27 protein-coding genes and 1 pseudogene are annotated in these 14,207 nt (G+C 40.7%); all 28 read left to right on the forward strand.

Translation table 11 applies throughout. The features are described 5' to 3' along the window. Positions 1-95: 95 nt before the first annotated feature. Positions 96-1,283: an elongation factor Tu gene (gene tuf, locus AC0VX1_RS00690; protein WP_048677883.1), complete on the forward strand. Its 1,188-nt coding sequence runs from the start codon at positions 96-98 to the stop codon at positions 1,281-1,283. Between the two features lie 411 nt (positions 1,284-1,694). After that, entirely contained in the window at positions 1,695-2,003 is a 309-nt protein-coding gene (gene rpsJ / locus AC0VX1_RS00695) for a 30S ribosomal protein S10 (protein WP_019244375.1), read from the forward strand. Positions 2,004-2,043: 40 nt separating this feature from the next. After that, complete coding sequence (gene rplC, locus AC0VX1_RS00700; RefSeq protein WP_064462540.1) at positions 2,044-2,673, forward strand: 50S ribosomal protein L3; 630 nt, start codon at positions 2,044-2,046, stop codon at positions 2,671-2,673. 25 nt (positions 2,674-2,698) lie between these two features. Next, the gene (gene rplD / locus AC0VX1_RS00705) at positions 2,699-3,322 is read left to right on the forward strand and encodes a 50S ribosomal protein L4 (RefSeq protein WP_034305025.1); all 624 of its coding nucleotides are present in this window, start codon (positions 2,699-2,701) and stop codon (positions 3,320-3,322) included. Further along, complete coding sequence (gene rplW, locus AC0VX1_RS00710; protein WP_057915217.1) at positions 3,322-3,606, forward strand: 50S ribosomal protein L23; 285 nt, start codon at positions 3,322-3,324, stop codon at positions 3,604-3,606. Before rplD ends, rplW begins: the two co-directional genes overlap by 1 nt. Positions 3,607-3,632: 26 nt before the next feature. Continuing rightward, positions 3,633-4,463: a 50S ribosomal protein L2 gene (gene rplB / locus AC0VX1_RS00715; RefSeq protein WP_034305021.1), complete on the forward strand. Its 831-nt coding sequence runs from the start codon at positions 3,633-3,635 to the stop codon at positions 4,461-4,463. A gap of 60 nt (positions 4,464-4,523) precedes the next feature. Then, positions 4,524-4,802, forward strand: coding sequence for a 30S ribosomal protein S19 (gene rpsS / locus AC0VX1_RS00720; protein WP_034305018.1), 279 nt, complete (start codon positions 4,524-4,526; stop codon positions 4,800-4,802). 17 nt (positions 4,803-4,819) lie between these two features. Further along, positions 4,820-5,161 carry a 50S ribosomal protein L22 gene (gene rplV, locus AC0VX1_RS00725; RefSeq protein WP_034305017.1) on the forward strand — a complete coding sequence of 114 codons (342 nt, stop codon included), beginning with the start codon at positions 4,820-4,822 and terminating at the stop codon, positions 5,159-5,161. Between the two features lie 3 nt (positions 5,162-5,164). After that, positions 5,165-5,821: a 30S ribosomal protein S3 gene (gene rpsC, locus AC0VX1_RS00730; protein ID WP_063235795.1), complete on the forward strand. Its 657-nt coding sequence runs from the start codon at positions 5,165-5,167 to the stop codon at positions 5,819-5,821. A 1-nt stretch (position 5,822) separates the two neighbouring features. Then, positions 5,823-6,257 (forward strand): 50S ribosomal protein L16, encoded by a 435-nt coding sequence (gene rplP / locus AC0VX1_RS00735; RefSeq protein WP_034305012.1) that lies wholly within the window; start codon positions 5,823-5,825, stop codon positions 6,255-6,257. Then, entirely contained in the window at positions 6,247-6,450 is a 204-nt protein-coding gene (gene rpmC / locus AC0VX1_RS00740; protein ID WP_034305010.1) for a 50S ribosomal protein L29, read from the forward strand. The genes rplP and rpmC overlap by 11 nt, the downstream gene beginning before the upstream one ends. Positions 6,451-6,468: 18 nt before the next feature. Continuing rightward, on the forward strand, positions 6,469-6,732 hold the full coding sequence (rpsQ, locus tag AC0VX1_RS00745; RefSeq protein WP_034305007.1) for a 30S ribosomal protein S17: 264 nt from the start codon (positions 6,469-6,471) through the stop codon (positions 6,730-6,732). 41 nt (positions 6,733-6,773) lie between these two features. Beyond that, positions 6,774-7,142: a 50S ribosomal protein L14 gene (gene rplN / locus AC0VX1_RS00750; protein WP_034305005.1), complete on the forward strand. Its 369-nt coding sequence runs from the start codon at positions 6,774-6,776 to the stop codon at positions 7,140-7,142. A 43-nt stretch (positions 7,143-7,185) separates the two neighbouring features. Beyond that, complete coding sequence (rplX, locus tag AC0VX1_RS00755; RefSeq protein ID WP_034305002.1) at positions 7,186-7,497, forward strand: 50S ribosomal protein L24; 312 nt, start codon at positions 7,186-7,188, stop codon at positions 7,495-7,497. 29 nt (positions 7,498-7,526) lie between these two features. Next, complete coding sequence (gene rplE / locus AC0VX1_RS00760; protein WP_063235797.1) at positions 7,527-8,066, forward strand: 50S ribosomal protein L5; 540 nt, start codon at positions 7,527-7,529, stop codon at positions 8,064-8,066. 25 nt (positions 8,067-8,091) lie between these two features. Next, entirely contained in the window at positions 8,092-8,277 is a 186-nt protein-coding gene (locus AC0VX1_RS00765; RefSeq protein WP_034304998.1) for a type Z 30S ribosomal protein S14, read from the forward strand. A gap of 30 nt (positions 8,278-8,307) precedes the next feature. Continuing rightward, the gene (rpsH, locus tag AC0VX1_RS00770; RefSeq protein ID WP_034304995.1) at positions 8,308-8,706 is read left to right on the forward strand and encodes a 30S ribosomal protein S8; all 399 of its coding nucleotides are present in this window, start codon (positions 8,308-8,310) and stop codon (positions 8,704-8,706) included. Positions 8,707-8,736: 30 nt separating this feature from the next. Beyond that, complete coding sequence (rplF, locus tag AC0VX1_RS00775; protein ID WP_048677892.1) at positions 8,737-9,273, forward strand: 50S ribosomal protein L6; 537 nt, start codon at positions 8,737-8,739, stop codon at positions 9,271-9,273. A gap of 32 nt (positions 9,274-9,305) precedes the next feature. Next, entirely contained in the window at positions 9,306-9,668 is a 363-nt protein-coding gene (gene rplR, locus AC0VX1_RS00780) for a 50S ribosomal protein L18 (protein WP_034304989.1), read from the forward strand. A 22-nt stretch (positions 9,669-9,690) separates the two neighbouring features. Beyond that, complete coding sequence (gene rpsE, locus AC0VX1_RS00785) at positions 9,691-10,191, forward strand: 30S ribosomal protein S5 (RefSeq protein ID WP_034304987.1); 501 nt, start codon at positions 9,691-9,693, stop codon at positions 10,189-10,191. Positions 10,192-10,207: 16 nt separating this feature from the next. Beyond that, complete coding sequence (gene rpmD, locus AC0VX1_RS00790; RefSeq protein WP_034304984.1) at positions 10,208-10,390, forward strand: 50S ribosomal protein L30; 183 nt, start codon at positions 10,208-10,210, stop codon at positions 10,388-10,390. 32 nt (positions 10,391-10,422) lie between these two features. Next, positions 10,423-10,863, forward strand: a complete 441-nt coding sequence (gene rplO, locus AC0VX1_RS00795) for a 50S ribosomal protein L15 (protein ID WP_034304982.1) — start codon at positions 10,423-10,425, stop codon at positions 10,861-10,863. Beyond that, complete coding sequence (secY, locus tag AC0VX1_RS00800) at positions 10,863-12,158, forward strand: preprotein translocase subunit SecY (RefSeq protein WP_057276478.1); 1,296 nt, start codon at positions 10,863-10,865, stop codon at positions 12,156-12,158. Before rplO ends, secY begins: the two co-directional genes overlap by 1 nt. A 58-nt stretch (positions 12,159-12,216) precedes the next feature. Beyond that, positions 12,217-12,870: an adenylate kinase gene (locus AC0VX1_RS00805; protein ID WP_048677894.1), complete on the forward strand. Its 654-nt coding sequence runs from the start codon at positions 12,217-12,219 to the stop codon at positions 12,868-12,870. Between the two features lie 71 nt (positions 12,871-12,941). Continuing rightward, positions 12,942-13,393, forward strand: a pseudogene (locus AC0VX1_RS00810) (M24 family metallopeptidase); the annotation flags it as partial. A 42-nt stretch (positions 13,394-13,435) separates the two neighbouring features. After that, positions 13,436-13,654 carry a translation initiation factor IF-1 gene (gene infA / locus AC0VX1_RS00815; protein WP_028390440.1) on the forward strand — a complete coding sequence of 73 codons (219 nt, stop codon included), beginning with the start codon at positions 13,436-13,438 and terminating at the stop codon, positions 13,652-13,654. A 40-nt stretch (positions 13,655-13,694) separates the two neighbouring features. After that, entirely contained in the window at positions 13,695-13,808 is a 114-nt protein-coding gene (gene rpmJ, locus AC0VX1_RS00820) for a 50S ribosomal protein L36 (protein ID WP_003156543.1), read from the forward strand. Positions 13,809-13,830: 22 nt separating this feature from the next. Next, positions 13,831-14,196, forward strand: coding sequence for a 30S ribosomal protein S13 (rpsM, locus tag AC0VX1_RS00825; RefSeq protein ID WP_034304978.1), 366 nt, complete (start codon positions 13,831-13,833; stop codon positions 14,194-14,196). Positions 14,197-14,207: the final 11 nt, after the last annotated feature.

The raw sequence follows: 14,207 nt of genomic DNA on the forward strand, positions 1-14,207 counted from the left end.
ACTATCTTATGTAAGCTGTGATGGAAGAATTAGTCTTCTTTCACAGCCCCTATATACTTAATTTTTTTATTTATAATTTTAAGGAGGAATTCCTAATGGGAAAAGCTAAATTTGATCGTTCAAAACCGCACGTTAACGTTGGAACAATTGGTCACGTTGACCATGGTAAAACAACTCTAACTGCTGCAATCACAACTGTACTTGCTAAATCTGGTGGAGCTGAAGCTCGCGCTTATGACCAAATCGATGGTGCTCCAGAAGAAAGAGAACGTGGTATCACAATCTCTACTGCACACGTTGAGTACGAAACAGCTACTCGTCACTATGCACACGTTGACTGCCCAGGACATGCTGACTATGTTAAAAACATGATCACAGGTGCTGCACAAATGGACGGCGGAATCCTAGTAGTATCTGCTGCTGATGGCCCAATGCCACAAACTCGTGAGCACATCCTTCTTTCTCGTCAAGTAGGTGTACCATACCTAGTAGTATTCATGAACAAATGCGACATGGTAGATGACGAAGAACTTCTTGAATTAGTAGAAATGGAAATCCGTGATCTACTATCTGAATACGAATTCCCTGGCGATGACATTCCAGTTATCAAAGGATCTGCCCTAAAAGCTCTTCAAGGAGACGCTGCTTGGGAAGAAAAAATTCATGAATTAATGACAGCTGTTGACGAGTACATCCCAGAACCAACTCGTGACACTGACAAGCCATTCATGATGCCAGTTGAGGATGTATTCTCAATCACTGGTCGTGGAACAGTTGCAACTGGTCGTGTTGAGCGTGGACAAGTTAAAGTCGGTGACGTTGTTGACATCATCGGTTTCAACGAAGAGTCTAAACCAACAACTGTAACTGGTGTTGAAATGTTCCGTAAACTTCTTGACTATGCTGAAGCTGGTGACAACATCGGTGCACTTCTTCGTGGTGTATCCCGTGAAGATATCCAACGTGGACAAGTTCTTGCTAAACCAAGCACTATCACTCCACACACAAAGTTCAAAGCTGAAGTTTATGTTCTTTCTAAAGAAGAAGGTGGACGTCACACTCCATTCTTTACAAACTACCGTCCTCAGTTCTACTTCCGTACAACTGACGTAACTGGTATTTGTAACCTTCCTGAAGGCGTAGAAATGGTTATGCCTGGAGATAACATCGAAATGACTGTAGAACTTATCGCTCCAATCGCTATCGAAGAAGGTACTAAATTCTCTATCCGTGAGGGTGGACGTACTGTAGGCGCTGGCGTAGTTGCTACAATCCAAGAATAATTGATTGATAAAACAATATTGGAAGGGACGCCTTCCGGAAGAAGCAGATGGGACGCCATCTGCTTCTTTTCTATTTGTAAAGAATATTCATTCTTCCCTCTATAATAACTGGAGTTTTACTTAATGGGTTTCTTGATAATTTCAAATGAAGAAAATGGATACGAAAGACCACGTAGAATGTACTTGTAAATACTTGTGATAGTATGTATAATAATAAAAGTGTGTTGCACAAGAAAAAATCTAAGTTTGACTTGCATTTCACTTGTGTTATATGTATAATAGACAATGTTGGTCTTTGACTGCGATGATATGGAAGGTTGCTGACACACCCGGCCGCTTTGCCATGGCGAGTGTGTGGGAAATTTCCATTGAGAAGGTCTATTTTAAAATAGGCGAAAAGGAGGGAAAATTATGGCAAAACAAAAAATTCGTATCCGTTTAAAAGCATATGATCACAGAATCCTTGATCAATCTGCTGAGAAAATTGTTGAAACTGCAAAACGTTCTGGTGCGGCTGTATCTGGTCCGATTCCATTACCTACTGAAAGATCGGTATACACGATCCTACGTGCGGTTCATAAATACAAAGATTCTCGTGAACAATTCGAAATGCGTACGCATAAACGTCTAATCGACATCGTTAACCCAACTCCACAAACAGTTGACTCATTGATGCGTTTAGATTTACCATCAGGCGTTGACATTGAAATCAAATTATAATTCATATAAATATGAACAATTACTCTAGGAGGTGTGACTTATGACCAAAGGAATCTTAGGAAGAAAAATCGGTATGACTCAAGTTTTTGCTGAAAACGGTGAACTTATTCCGGTAACAGTTATCGAAGCTGCTAATAACGTGGTTCTTCAAAAGAAAACTGTTGAAACTGATGGCTATGAAGCAGTTCAAGTTGGTTTTGAAAACAAACGTGAAAAGCTTTCTAACAAACCTGAAAAGGGCCATGTTGAAAAAGCAAATACTACTCCTAAGCGCTTCATTCGCGAATTCCGCGGAACGGATCTTACTGAATATGAGATCGGTCAAGAAGTCAATGTTAGTATTTTCGCTGAAGGCGATTTAGTAGATGTATCAGGAGTTTCAAAAGGTAAAGGATTCCAAGGCTCTATCAAACGTCATGGACAATCTCGCGGACCTATGTCTCATGGTTCTCGTTACCACCGTCGCCCAGGTTCAATGGGTCCTGTAGCTCCAAACCGCGTATTCAAAGGTAAACTATTACCAGGACGTATGGGCGGAGAACAAATTACTGTTCAAAACTTAGCTATCGTTAAAGTTGATGTTGAACGCAACCTACTATTGATCAAAGGTAATGTACCTGGTGCTAGAAAAGCATTGATCAAAGTTAAAACTGCTGTTAAAGCAAAGTAATTTCTGAGAAAGGAGGAGCAATAGAATGCCAAAAGTTACATTGTTCAACCAAACAGGTTCACAAGTTGGAGACATCGAACTAAATGAATCCATCTTTGGTATCGAACCTAATAATCATGTATTATTTGAAGCAATCATCATGCAACGAGCTTCCTTACGTCAAGGAACTCATAAAGTTAAAAACCGTTCTGAAGTTGCAGGCGGTGGACGTAAACCTTGGAAACAAAAAGGAACTGGACGTGCGCGTCAAGGTTCTATCCGTTCTCCACAATGGCGTGGCGGTGGCGTTGTTTTTGGACCTACTCCAAGATCTTACGCTTACAAGCTACCTAAAAAGGTACGTCGTTTAGCTATTAAATCTGCATTGTCTGCAAAGGCATTGGAAGAGAACATTTTGGTACTTGAAAGCTTGTCTTTCGAAGCTCCAAAAACAAAAGAGTTTGTAGCGGTACTTAAAAACCTTTCTGTTGATACTAAAACGTTAGTCGTTACTGACGGTTTAGATGAGAAAGTTGCTCTTTCTGCACGTAACATCCCTGGTGTTACTGTAGTTGAAGCTGATGGTCTTAACGTTCTTGATGTTGTTTCACACAACAAATTGATCTTGACTAAATCAGCTGTCGAAAAAGTAGAGGAGGTGCTTGCATAATGGATGCACGCGATATCATTAAGCGCCCCGTAATCACTGAACGCTCTTCAGACGTAATGGCTGAAAAGAAATATACTTTTGAAGTTGATGTTAGAGCTAATAAAACTCAAGTTAAAGATGCTGTTCAAGAAATTTTCGGCGTTAAAGTTGAGAAAGTAAACATCATGAACTACAAAGGTAAATTCAAACGCATGGGCAAACATGCAGGCTATACTAACAAGCGCCGTAAAGCTATTGTTAAATTAACTGCTGACAGCAAAGAAATCGAGCTATTCGAAGCTTAATTCATTAGAGAAGGAGGGAAATACAAATGGCGATTAAGAAGTATAAACCTACCTCTAACGGTCGACGTAATATGACAACTTCGGATTTTGCTGAGATCACTACAGACAAACCGGAAAAATCATTACTTGCTCCTTTACACAGCAAAGGCGGCCGTAATAACCAAGGTAAGTTAACAGTTCGTCATCAAGGTGGCGGCCACAAGCGTCAATACCGTATCATCGATTTCAAACGGAATAAAGATGGTATACCAGGACGCGTTGCTACTATTGAGTACGATCCAAATCGTTCTGCAAACATTGCATTAATTAATTACGTTGATGGAGAAAAACGTTATATCCTAGCTCCGAAAAACCTAGAAGTAGGTTTGGAAGTTATGTCAGGTCCAGAAGCTGACATTAAAGTGGGTAACGCTCTTCCTCTTATTAACATCCCAGTTGGTACAGTAATTCATAACATCGAACTTAAACCAGGAAAAGGTGGACAATTAGTCCGTTCAGCAGGAACATCTGCTCAAGTACTTGGTAAAGAAGGTCGTTATGTACTTGTACGTTTAAACTCAGGTGAGGTTCGTATGATTCTTGCTACTTGCCGTGCTTCAATCGGTCAAGTTGGTAATGAACAACATGAACTTATCAACATTGGTAAAGCTGGCCGTAACCGTTGGTTAGGTAAACGCCCAACAGTTCGTGGATCTGTAATGAACCCGAATGATCACCCACACGGTGGTGGTGAAGGTAAAGCGCCAATCGGACGTAAATCACCAATGTCTCCATGGGGTAAACCTACTCTTGGATTCAAAACTCGTAAGAAGAAAAATAAATCCGATAAATTTATCGTACGTCGTCGTAAAAAATAACGGGATTGAGCTACGGTTCATATATAGAACCGTAGAACAGTCACGAAGGGAGGTACTCGCATGGGTCGTAGCTTAAAAAAAGGGCCTTTTGTTGATGATCATTTATTGGTAAAAGTTGAAAAATTAAATGAAGCTGACAAGAAACAGGTAGTAAAAACTTGGTCTCGTCGCTCAACAATCTTCCCGCAATTCATCGGACACACAATCGCCGTTTATGACGGTCGTAAGCATGTGCCGGTTTATGTAACAGAAGATATGGTAGGTCACAAACTAGGCGAATTCGCGCCTACACGCACTTATAAAGGTCACGCAAGTGATGACAAGAAAACAAGACGTTAATGAGAGGAGGGCATCTCATGCAAGCTAAAGCTGTCGCTAAAACAGTTCGTATTGCTCCTCGTAAAGTGCGTTTAGTCGCAGATTTAATTCGAGGAAAACAAGTAGGTGAAGCAGTAGCGATTCTTCGCTTAACACCAAAATCTGCTTCTCCAGTCGTAGAAAAAATTCTGAAATCTGCTATCGCAAATGCAGAACACAACTACGAAATGGATATCAATAACCTAGTCGTTTCAGAGGCATACGTTAACGAAGGACCAACATTAAAACGTTTCCGTCCTCGCGCTCAAGGTCGTGCGAGTGCAATAAACAAACGTACTAGTCATATTACAATCGTTGTATCAGAAAAGAAGGAGGGGTAATCTGTGGGTCAAAAGGTAAATCCTATCGGTATGCGTATCGGGATCATCCGTGATTGGGAATCCAAATGGTACGCTGATAAAGACTACGCTACTCTTTTGCATGAAGACATTAAAGTTCGTGAATATATTGCGAAACGCTTAAATGATGCTTCTGTATCCAAGGTTGAAATCGAACGTGCAGCTAACCGTATCAATGTATCTGTCCACACTGCTAAACCAGGAATGGTTATCGGTAAAGGTGGTACTGAAGTCGAAGCACTTCGTAAAGCTTTGAACCAACTGACTGGCAAAAGAGTTCATATCAATATCATTGAAATTAAAAGAGCAGATCTTGATGCAAAATTGGTTGCTGAAAACATCGCTCGTCAATTAGAAAACCGGGTTTCATTCCGACGCGCTCAAAAGCAAGCTATCCAACGTACTATGCGTTCTGGAGCAAAAGGAATCAAAACTCAAGTTTCTGGTCGTCTTGGCGGTGCTGATATTGCTCGTGCTGAACATTACAGCGAAGGAACAGTTCCACTTCACACACTTCGTGCTGACATAGATTATGCTCATGCTGAAGCAGATACTACTTACGGTAAGCTAGGCGTGAAAGTTTGGATCTACCGTGGAGAAGTTCTTCCTACTAAGAAGAAATCTGAGGAAGGAGGAAAATAATATGTTATTGCCAAAACGCGTAAAATACCGTCGTGAACACCGCGGTAAGATGAGAGGGATGGCTAAGGGCGGCACTGAAGTTCATTTCGGAGAATTTGGACTTCAAGCTCAAGAAGCTTCCTGGATCACGAACCGTCAAATCGAAGCAGCTCGTATTGCGATGACTCGTTATATGAAACGTGGAGGGAAAGTTTGGATCAAAATCTTCCCAAGCAAACCTTACACAGCTAAGCCGCTTGAAGTACGGATGGGTTCCGGTAAAGGTGCTCCTGAAGGTTGGGTAGCAGTAGTTAAACCGGGCAAAGTTATGTTTGAAATCTCTGGTGTATCTGAAGAGGTGGCAAGAGAAGCATTGCGCCTTGCAGCACACAAACTTCCAATCAAATGCAAGTTTGTAAAAAGAGAGGAAATTGGTGGTGAAACAAATGAAAGCTAATGAAATCAAAGATCTAACCACTGCTGAAATTGAACAAAAACTAAAATCTCTTAAAGAAGAACTATTTAATCTTCGTTTCCAGTTAGCTACTGGACAACTTGAAAATACAGCTCGCATCCGTGAAGTTCGCAAATCGATTGCTCGTATGAAAACAGTTGTTCGTCAAAGAGAGATCGGTGTCACTAATCGATAATGAATGGAGGTTTGCAGAATGAGCGAACGCAACCAACGCAAAATCTACACTGGACGCGTAGTATCCGACAAAATGGATAAAACAGTTACAGTAGTTGTAGAAACCTATAAAAAGCATTCTTTATACGGTAAACGCGTGAAATACTCTAAAAAGTTAAAAGCTCATGACGAGCTAAACGAAGCTAAAGCAGGCGACGTAGTACGTATCATGGAAACTCGTCCACTTTCAGCTACAAAACGCTTCCGTCTTGTAGAAGTAGTAGAAAAAGCAGTAATCATTTAATCTAGTTCGGATTAAGCTAATTCCGAAGGGAGGTACCGTACATGATTCAACAAGAATCTCGTTTAAAAGTCGCTGACAATTCAGGTGCTCGTGAAGTGCTAACAATTAAAGTCCTAGGTGGTTCAGGCCGTAAGACTGCAAACATCGGTGATATCATCGTTTGTACAGTTAAACAGGCAACACCAGGAGGCGTTGTTAAAAAAGGTGAAGTCGTTAAGGCTGTTGTTGTCCGTACAAAACGTGGTATGCGTCGTCCTGACGGTTCTTACATTCGTTTCGATGAAAACGCATGTGTAATTATCCGTGACGATAAGAGCCCACGTGGAACTCGTATTTTTGGACCTGTTGCTCGTGAATTACGTGACAATAGTTTCATGAAGATCGTTTCTCTTGCTCCAGAAGTTCTATAATATGTAAAATTTGTATAAAGCCTTTCAAGGAGGTGCCAAGCTAATGCATGTTAAAAAAGGTGACAAAGTCGTAGTCATCTCTGGTAAGGACAAAGGCAAACAAGGAACAATTCTTTCTGCATATCCGAAACAAAATCGTGTGCTTGTTGAAGGAATTAACATCGTGAAAAAGCATTCCAAGCCATCTCAACTTAATCCACAAGGTGGAATTATCAGTAAAGAAGCTGCTATTCACGTATCCAATGTAATGCCACTTGATCCTAAATCAGGTAAACCGACTCGTGTTGGATATAAGATCGAAAATGGTAAAAAAGTACGCGTAGCTAAAATTTCAGGTGAATCTTTAGATAAATAAGTCATAAATGAAGGGAGGTACACTAAGCAATGAGCCGCCTTAAAGAAAAATTAAAAAGTGAAATTACACCGTCATTGATGGGTAAATTCAACTATCAATCAGTAATGCAAGTACCAAACATTGAGAAAATCGTTATTAACATGGGTGTGGGTGACGCAGTTTCTAACTCGAAAGCTTTAGATACAGCTGTTGAAGAACTTACATTGATCACTGGTCAAAAACCAGTTATAACAAAAGCAAAAAAATCAATCGCAGGTTTCCGTTTGCGTGAAGGTATGCCTATCGGAGCGAAAGTTACATTACGTGGAGAGCGTATGTATCAATTCCTTGATAAGCTAGTATCTGTATCTTTACCGCGTGTACGTGATTTCCGCGGCGTTTCAAAGAAATCCTTTGACGGACGTGGGAACTATACATTAGGCGTTAAAGAACAACTTATCTTCCCTGAGATTGATTACGATAAAGTGAGCAAAGTTCGTGGTATGGACATCGTTATCGTAACGACTGCCAACACTGACGAAGAAGCTCGTGAACTACTTACTCAAGTTGGAATGCCGTTCCAAAAGTAATCTCTAAATAAAGGGAGGCGAAATCGTGGCTAAAAAGTCTATGATCGTAAAGCAAAAACGCGAACAGAAGTTTAAAGTACAAGAATATACACGTTGCGAACGTTGCGGACGTCCACATTCAGTACTACGTAAATTTAAACTTTGTCGTATTTGTTTCCGCGAACTTGCATATAAAGGACAAATTCCTGGCGTTAAAAAAGCTAGCTGGTAAAACCCGAGTTTGGGAAGGAGGTAAAATATAATGGTCATGACAGATCCTATTGCAGATATGCTTACTCGCATCCGTAATGCGAATATGGTTCGTCACGAAAAACTGGAAGTTCCTGCTTCAAAGATCAAAAAGGAAATTGCTGAGATCTTAAAAAGTGAAGGCTTCGTACGTGACTTTGAATTAATCGAAGACAACAAACAAGGTATCATCCGTATCTTCTTAAAATACGGTGCAAACAACGAACGTGTTATCACTGGTCTAAAACGTATCAGCAAACCTGGTTTGCGTGTATATGCAAAAACTGGAGAGGTACCACGCGTTCTTAACGGTTTAGGTATCGCAATTGTTTCTACTTCTCACGGAGTTTTAACAGACAAGGAAGCTCGCTCTAAACAAGTTGGCGGAGAAGTTTTAGCATACGTTTGGTAATACATTTTCACAAGAATGGAGGTGCACATTATGTCTCGTATAGGTAAAAAACCTATTGAAATCCCTGCAGGCGTAACAGTTACTGTTACTGGAAGTGAAGTAACTGTTAAAGGACCTAAAGGTGAATTATCTAGATCATTCAGTCCTGACCTTTCGATCGTTGTTGAAGAGAACGTGTTAACTGTAACACGCCCGTCTGACGAGAAGACTCACCGTTCTTTACACGGTACTACTCGCGCGCTTATCTCTAACATGATTGAAGGTGTATCAACAGGTTTCGTAAAATCACTTGAACTTATTGGGGTTGGGTACCGTGCACAAAAGCAAGGTAACAAGCTTATCCTTAACGTAGGATATTCCCACCCTGTAGAAATAGAACCAGAAGCTGGCGTTGAAGTCGAAGTTCCTTCTAATACAAAAGTAATCGTAAAAGGTGCAAGCAAAGAACGTGTAGGAGCTCTAGCAGCTAATATCCGTGATGTTCGCCCGCCTGAACCGTATAAAGGTAAAGGTATCCGTTACGAAGGCGAATTCGTTCGTCGTAAAGAAGGTAAAACAGGTAAGTAATGCCGCATAAGTAAACGAAAGGAGTGACGTAAATGATTACGAAGCTTGATAAAAATGCTACTCGTCAGAAAAGACATGCGCGTGTACGTGCTAAGCTTTCTGGAACAGAAGCTCGTCCTCGTTTAAATGTGTTTCGTTCAAACAAACACATTTACGCACAATTAATTGACGATGCAAAAGGCGTAACATTGGCAAGTGCTTCAACTCTTGATAAAGAGATCGGTATCGAAGCAGGTAGCAATGCTGAAGCAGCTCAAAAAGTTGGCGAACTTATTGCGAAACGTGCTGTTGAAAAAGGTTTCAAAGCTGTGGTTTTTGACCGCGGTGGTTACCTCTTCCATGGTCGTGTTAAAGCATTGGCTGACGCTGCTCGTGAAAACGGCTTAGAATTTTAATGGATAAGGAGGGACATAACAGATGCGTAGCATTGATCCTAATAAATTAGAACTTGAAGAACGCGTAGTTACAGTAAATCGTGTAGCTAAAGTTGTTAAAGGCGGACGTCGTTTCCGTTTCACTGCACTAGTTGTTGTTGGTGATAAAAATGGTCATGTTGGATTTGGTACTGGTAAAGCTCAAGAAGTTCCGGATGCTATCCGTAAAGCTATTGAGGATGCTAAGAAAAATCTAATTACTGTACCAATGGTTGGTACTACTATTCCTCACCTTGTGAACGGTCGCTATGGCGCAGGTCACATTCTATTGAAACCAGCTTCTGAAGGTACAGGAGTAATTGCTGGTGGTCCTGTTCGTGCGGTACTTGAATTAGGCGGAGTTAGCGATATCTTGTCTAAATCACTAGGTACTAATACACCTATTAATATGGTTCGCGCAACAATTGAAGGATTGAAGCAATTGAAACGTGCTGAAGACGTAGCTAAGTTACGTGGAAAATCAGTACAAGAACTGTTAGGATAAGGAGGGAAATCGAATTATGGCTAATAAATTAGAAATCACCCTCACTCGCAGCTTGATTGGTCGTCCTGAAGATCAACGTGTTACAGTTAACACTTTGGGTTTACGCAAAATGCATCAAACGGTTGTTCAAGAAGATAACCCTGCGATTCGCGGTATGATTACCAAAGTTGCTCATCTTGTTACTGTAAAAGAACAATAAAATAATTTTTAACTTAACAAGGAGGTGCCAACATGAAACTTCATGAGTTAAAAGCTGCAGAAGGTTCTCGTAAAGAACGTAAACGTAAAGGTCGCGGTATTGGATCTGGTAACGGTAAAACAGCAGGTAAAGGACACAAAGGACAAAACGCTCGCTCCGGCGGCGGTGTGCGTCTTGGATTTGAAGGGGGTCAAACTCCTCTATTCAGACGTTTACCTAAACGTGGATTTACCAACATCAACCGTAAAGACTATGCTATCGTGAACCTTGATACGTTAAATCTTTTCGAAGACGGTACTGAAGTAACACCAGCTCTTCTACTTGAGACTGGCGTTGTAAGTAAAGAAAAAGCAGGAATCAAGATTCTTGCCAAAGGAAGCATTGAGAAAAAGCTTACTGTTAAAGCTCACAAATTCTCGTCTACTGCTAAAGAAGCTATCGAAGCTGCTGGCGGTAATACAGAGGTGATCTAATGTTTCGCACGATCTCCAATTTTATGCGCGTGGGTGAAATAAGGAATAAGATTATTTTTACCCTGCTAATGTTAATCGTCTATCGCATCGGTACATTTATACCTGTACCGCATGTGAATGCCGATTTTCTCGCTGAACAGGACCAGCTTAGCGTCATCGGGCTTTTAAATACCTTTGGCGGCGGGGCACTGCAAAACTTTTCCATTTTAGCGATGGGTATCATGCCGTACATCACGGCATCCATTATCGTTCAGCTGCTACAGATGGATGTTGTTCCTAAGTTCACTGAATGGTCTAAACAAGGGGAAGCAGGGCGCCGTAAATTAGCGCAATTCACTCGTTACTTCACTATTATCCTAGGATTTATCCAAGCAGTTGGAATGTCCTATGGGTTCAATAATATGTCAGGTGGACAGTTGATTGAAAATCCTGGAATTGCAACATACTTGCTTATTGCGACTGTCTTAACGGCAGGAACAGCTTTTCTTTTGTGGTTAGGGGAGCTGATCACTGCTAAGGGTGTGGGTAATGGGATTTCCATCATTATCTTTGCTGGTATCGTTGCTAGTTTGCCAAATACGGCAAATCAGATTTACGCACAGCAATTTGAAAATGCCGGTGATCAATTATTCTTACGAATCATAACGATTATCCTCATAGTTTTAGCAGTATTAGCAATCGTGGTTGCTGTTATCTTCATTCAGCAGGCATTACGTAAAATTCCTATTCAGTATGCGAAACGTGCTGCGGTAGGTCGTACGCAAATGGGTGGCCAGTCTACTCATTTACCATTGAAAGTAAATGCTGCGGGGGTTATTCCGGTAATCTTTGCAATGGCATTTATTATTACTCCCACTACAATCGCTTCTTTCTTTGGAAAGAACAGCGTGACTAGCTGGATATCAACAAATCTTGATTACACCAAACCAATTGGTATGATCATATATGTTGCTCTTATCATTGCTTTTGCGTATTTTTATGCTTTCATTCAGGTTAATCCTGAACAAATGGCTGAGAATTTGAAAAAGCAAGGTGGCTATGTGCCGGGGATTCGTCCAGGTAAGAGTACACAAGAATATTTAACACGTGTTTTATACCGTTTGACGTTTGTAGGCTCGATATTCCTGGCCATCATTGCCGTTTTACCGGTATTTTTCATTAAGCTTGCTGATCTACCTCAATCTGCACAGATTGGTGGTACCAGTTTGCTGATCGTAGTCGGGGTTGCCCTTGATACGATGAAGCAGCTGGAATCACAACTTGTGAAGAGACACTATAAAGGCTTTATAAAGTAATGAGTTTTGGGAACGGCTTGTTCCCTTTACCCATTATAGAGTTTGAGGGGGAAGAAAATTGAATCTAGTGTTAATGGGTCTGCCGGGTGCTGGTAAAGGCACTCAAGCTGAACAAATCGTAGAAAAATATAATATCCCTCATATCTCTACTGGAGATATGTTCCGAACAGCTATCAAAGATGGAACAGACCTAGGTCTAAAGGCGAAATCATTCATGGACAAAGGCGAATTGGTACCTGATGAAGTTACCATTGGCATCGTACGTGAGCGTTTAAGCAAGGAAGACTGCCTAAGAGGATTTTTGCTTGATGGATTTCCACGTACTGTGGCACAGGCAGAGGCACTTGAAAGCATTCTAACTGATTTAGATCGCAATATGAATTTTGTCATTAATATCGATGTTGATAAAAGCATCTTAATGGAAAGATTGACAGGACGTCGTATTTGCAAATCATGTGGTGCGACATACCATCTTGTATTCAATCCTCCTGCTAAAGATGATGTATGCGACCGCTGCGGCGGAGAATTATATCAACGTGCCGACGATAATGCTGAAACGGTTCAAAATCGCTTAGATGTGAATTTGAAACAAACCAAGCCACTTCTTGATTTCTACGGAGACAAAGGTTACTTGGTCAACATTAACGGACAGCAAGATATTAATAAGGTATTTGAAGATATCGATGTGTTGCTTGGTGCTTTACAAAATTAATCATATGTATTGATTTATGAAATTCATACCATTTTTATAACTTACTAGTTAAACTTGGTGCATTCCTATAATACAAAGGGTATAATGGATTTCGCGAGAGCATTCGCACATTTATTAATCAGGTTCTTGTACTTGGTATTCCCTGAATTGGGCGATTACTTTTTAAGTGATCTTCATGGACATATCCGGTCGGCAAAATTGATGAAGAAATGCAGTGACTCTATTGGGATTCCTAAAGAGTCGTGATATAGAGGGTTGAAAGAAGCTATGTCAGGCGTGCGCCTTTCAAACATCTCCCATGCTATTCAAACCTATGTCGAGACTAATTGCTTCTCTATTTCGAGAGTATGTCGGTCACGGAATCGGTCAAGACTTACATGAGGACCCATAAAATCCTCATTTCGGTCCAACTGATAAAGGTCCTCAGTTAAAGCCTGGTTCTACAAAATGGTGAATACTTGATGCAGAATTGTAAGACTTATGAGGATAATTGGACTGTAGTAATGTTGACGGAAAGATGTGCACCTTTAATAGGTTCACGCATAGAGAAGGGAGAATCACTTTAATGGCGAAAGATGATGTAATTGAAGTAGAAGGCACAGTACAAGAGACTTTGCCAAATGCAATGTTTAAGGTAGAATTAGAAAATGGTCATACTGTTTTAGCTCATGTATCCGGTAAAATTCGTATGCACTTTATTCGCATTTTGCCTGGAGATAAAGTTACGGTTGAGCTTTCCCCGTATGATCTAACTCGCGGCAGAATCACATACCGGTTCAAATAATCCGGTTACGCTCCGATCTGTATAAGGAGGTTAGATAGCAATGAAAGTCAGACCATCAGTCAAACCAATCTGCGAAAAGTGTAAAGTTATCCGCAGAAAAGGTAAAGTAATGGTTATTTGCGAAAACCCTAAACATAAACAAAAACAAGGCTAAATAGAAGGAGGTGCACTCAAGCATGGCACGTATTGCTGGAGTAGATATTCCCCGTGACAAACGTATTGTTATCTCATTAACATATATATATGGTATTGGAAAACAAACAGCGATCAAGATTCTTGCAGAAGCAGGCGTTTCTGAAGAAACTCGCGTTCGTGACTTAACGGAAGACGAATTGAACAAAATTCGTGATATCATTGACAAGCTTAAAGTAGAAGGCGACCTTCGTCGTGAAATCTCCCTAAACATCAAACGTTTAATGGAAATCGGTTCTTACCGTGGTTTACGTCACCGTCGTGGTCTTCCTGTTCGCGGTCAAAATACAAAAAACAATGCTCGTACGCGTAAAGGACCTCGTCGTACTGTAGCTAACAAGAAAAAATAATTAGTAAAGGA

The organism is Peribacillus sp. QJM3NY_7 (assembly GCF_056173225.1).

What these genes read in the sequence shown, in the direction of transcription:
- tuf (WP_048677883.1), top strand. Translation starts at nt 96, where the DNA reads ATGGGAAAAGCTAAATTTGATCGTTCAAAACCGCACGTTAACGTTGGA.
- rpsJ (WP_019244375.1), top strand. Translation starts at nt 1,695, where the DNA reads ATGGCAAAACAAAAAATTCGTATCCGTTTAAAAGCATATGATCACAGA.
- rplC (WP_064462540.1), top strand. Translation starts at nt 2,044, where the DNA reads ATGACCAAAGGAATCTTAGGAAGAAAAATCGGTATGACTCAAGTTTTT.
- rplD (WP_034305025.1), top strand. Translation starts at nt 2,699, where the DNA reads ATGCCAAAAGTTACATTGTTCAACCAAACAGGTTCACAAGTTGGAGAC.
- rplW (WP_057915217.1), top strand. Translation starts at nt 3,322, where the DNA reads ATGGATGCACGCGATATCATTAAGCGCCCCGTAATCACTGAACGCTCT.
- rplB (WP_034305021.1), top strand. Translation starts at nt 3,633, where the DNA reads ATGGCGATTAAGAAGTATAAACCTACCTCTAACGGTCGACGTAATATG.
- rpsS (WP_034305018.1), top strand. Translation starts at nt 4,524, where the DNA reads ATGGGTCGTAGCTTAAAAAAAGGGCCTTTTGTTGATGATCATTTATTG.
- rplV (WP_034305017.1), top strand. Translation starts at nt 4,820, where the DNA reads ATGCAAGCTAAAGCTGTCGCTAAAACAGTTCGTATTGCTCCTCGTAAA.
- rplP (WP_034305012.1), top strand. Translation starts at nt 5,823, where the DNA reads ATGTTATTGCCAAAACGCGTAAAATACCGTCGTGAACACCGCGGTAAG.
- rpmC (WP_034305010.1), top strand. Translation starts at nt 6,247, where the DNA reads ATGAAAGCTAATGAAATCAAAGATCTAACCACTGCTGAAATTGAACAA.
- rpsQ (WP_034305007.1), top strand. Translation starts at nt 6,469, where the DNA reads ATGAGCGAACGCAACCAACGCAAAATCTACACTGGACGCGTAGTATCC.
- rplN (WP_034305005.1), top strand. Translation starts at nt 6,774, where the DNA reads ATGATTCAACAAGAATCTCGTTTAAAAGTCGCTGACAATTCAGGTGCT.
- rplX (WP_034305002.1), top strand. Translation starts at nt 7,186, where the DNA reads ATGCATGTTAAAAAAGGTGACAAAGTCGTAGTCATCTCTGGTAAGGAC.
- rplE (WP_063235797.1), top strand. Translation starts at nt 7,527, where the DNA reads ATGAGCCGCCTTAAAGAAAAATTAAAAAGTGAAATTACACCGTCATTG.
- rpsH (WP_034304995.1), top strand. Translation starts at nt 8,308, where the DNA reads ATGGTCATGACAGATCCTATTGCAGATATGCTTACTCGCATCCGTAAT.
- rplF (WP_048677892.1), top strand. Translation starts at nt 8,737, where the DNA reads ATGTCTCGTATAGGTAAAAAACCTATTGAAATCCCTGCAGGCGTAACA.
- rplR (WP_034304989.1), top strand. Translation starts at nt 9,306, where the DNA reads ATGATTACGAAGCTTGATAAAAATGCTACTCGTCAGAAAAGACATGCG.
- rpsE (WP_034304987.1), top strand. Translation starts at nt 9,691, where the DNA reads ATGCGTAGCATTGATCCTAATAAATTAGAACTTGAAGAACGCGTAGTT.
- rpmD (WP_034304984.1), top strand. Translation starts at nt 10,208, where the DNA reads ATGGCTAATAAATTAGAAATCACCCTCACTCGCAGCTTGATTGGTCGT.
- rplO (WP_034304982.1), top strand. Translation starts at nt 10,423, where the DNA reads ATGAAACTTCATGAGTTAAAAGCTGCAGAAGGTTCTCGTAAAGAACGT.
- secY (WP_057276478.1), top strand. Translation starts at nt 10,863, where the DNA reads ATGTTTCGCACGATCTCCAATTTTATGCGCGTGGGTGAAATAAGGAAT.
- infA (WP_028390440.1), top strand. Translation starts at nt 13,436, where the DNA reads ATGGCGAAAGATGATGTAATTGAAGTAGAAGGCACAGTACAAGAGACT.
- rpmJ (WP_003156543.1), top strand. Translation starts at nt 13,695, where the DNA reads ATGAAAGTCAGACCATCAGTCAAACCAATCTGCGAAAAGTGTAAAGTT.
- rpsM (WP_034304978.1), top strand. Translation starts at nt 13,831, where the DNA reads ATGGCACGTATTGCTGGAGTAGATATTCCCCGTGACAAACGTATTGTT.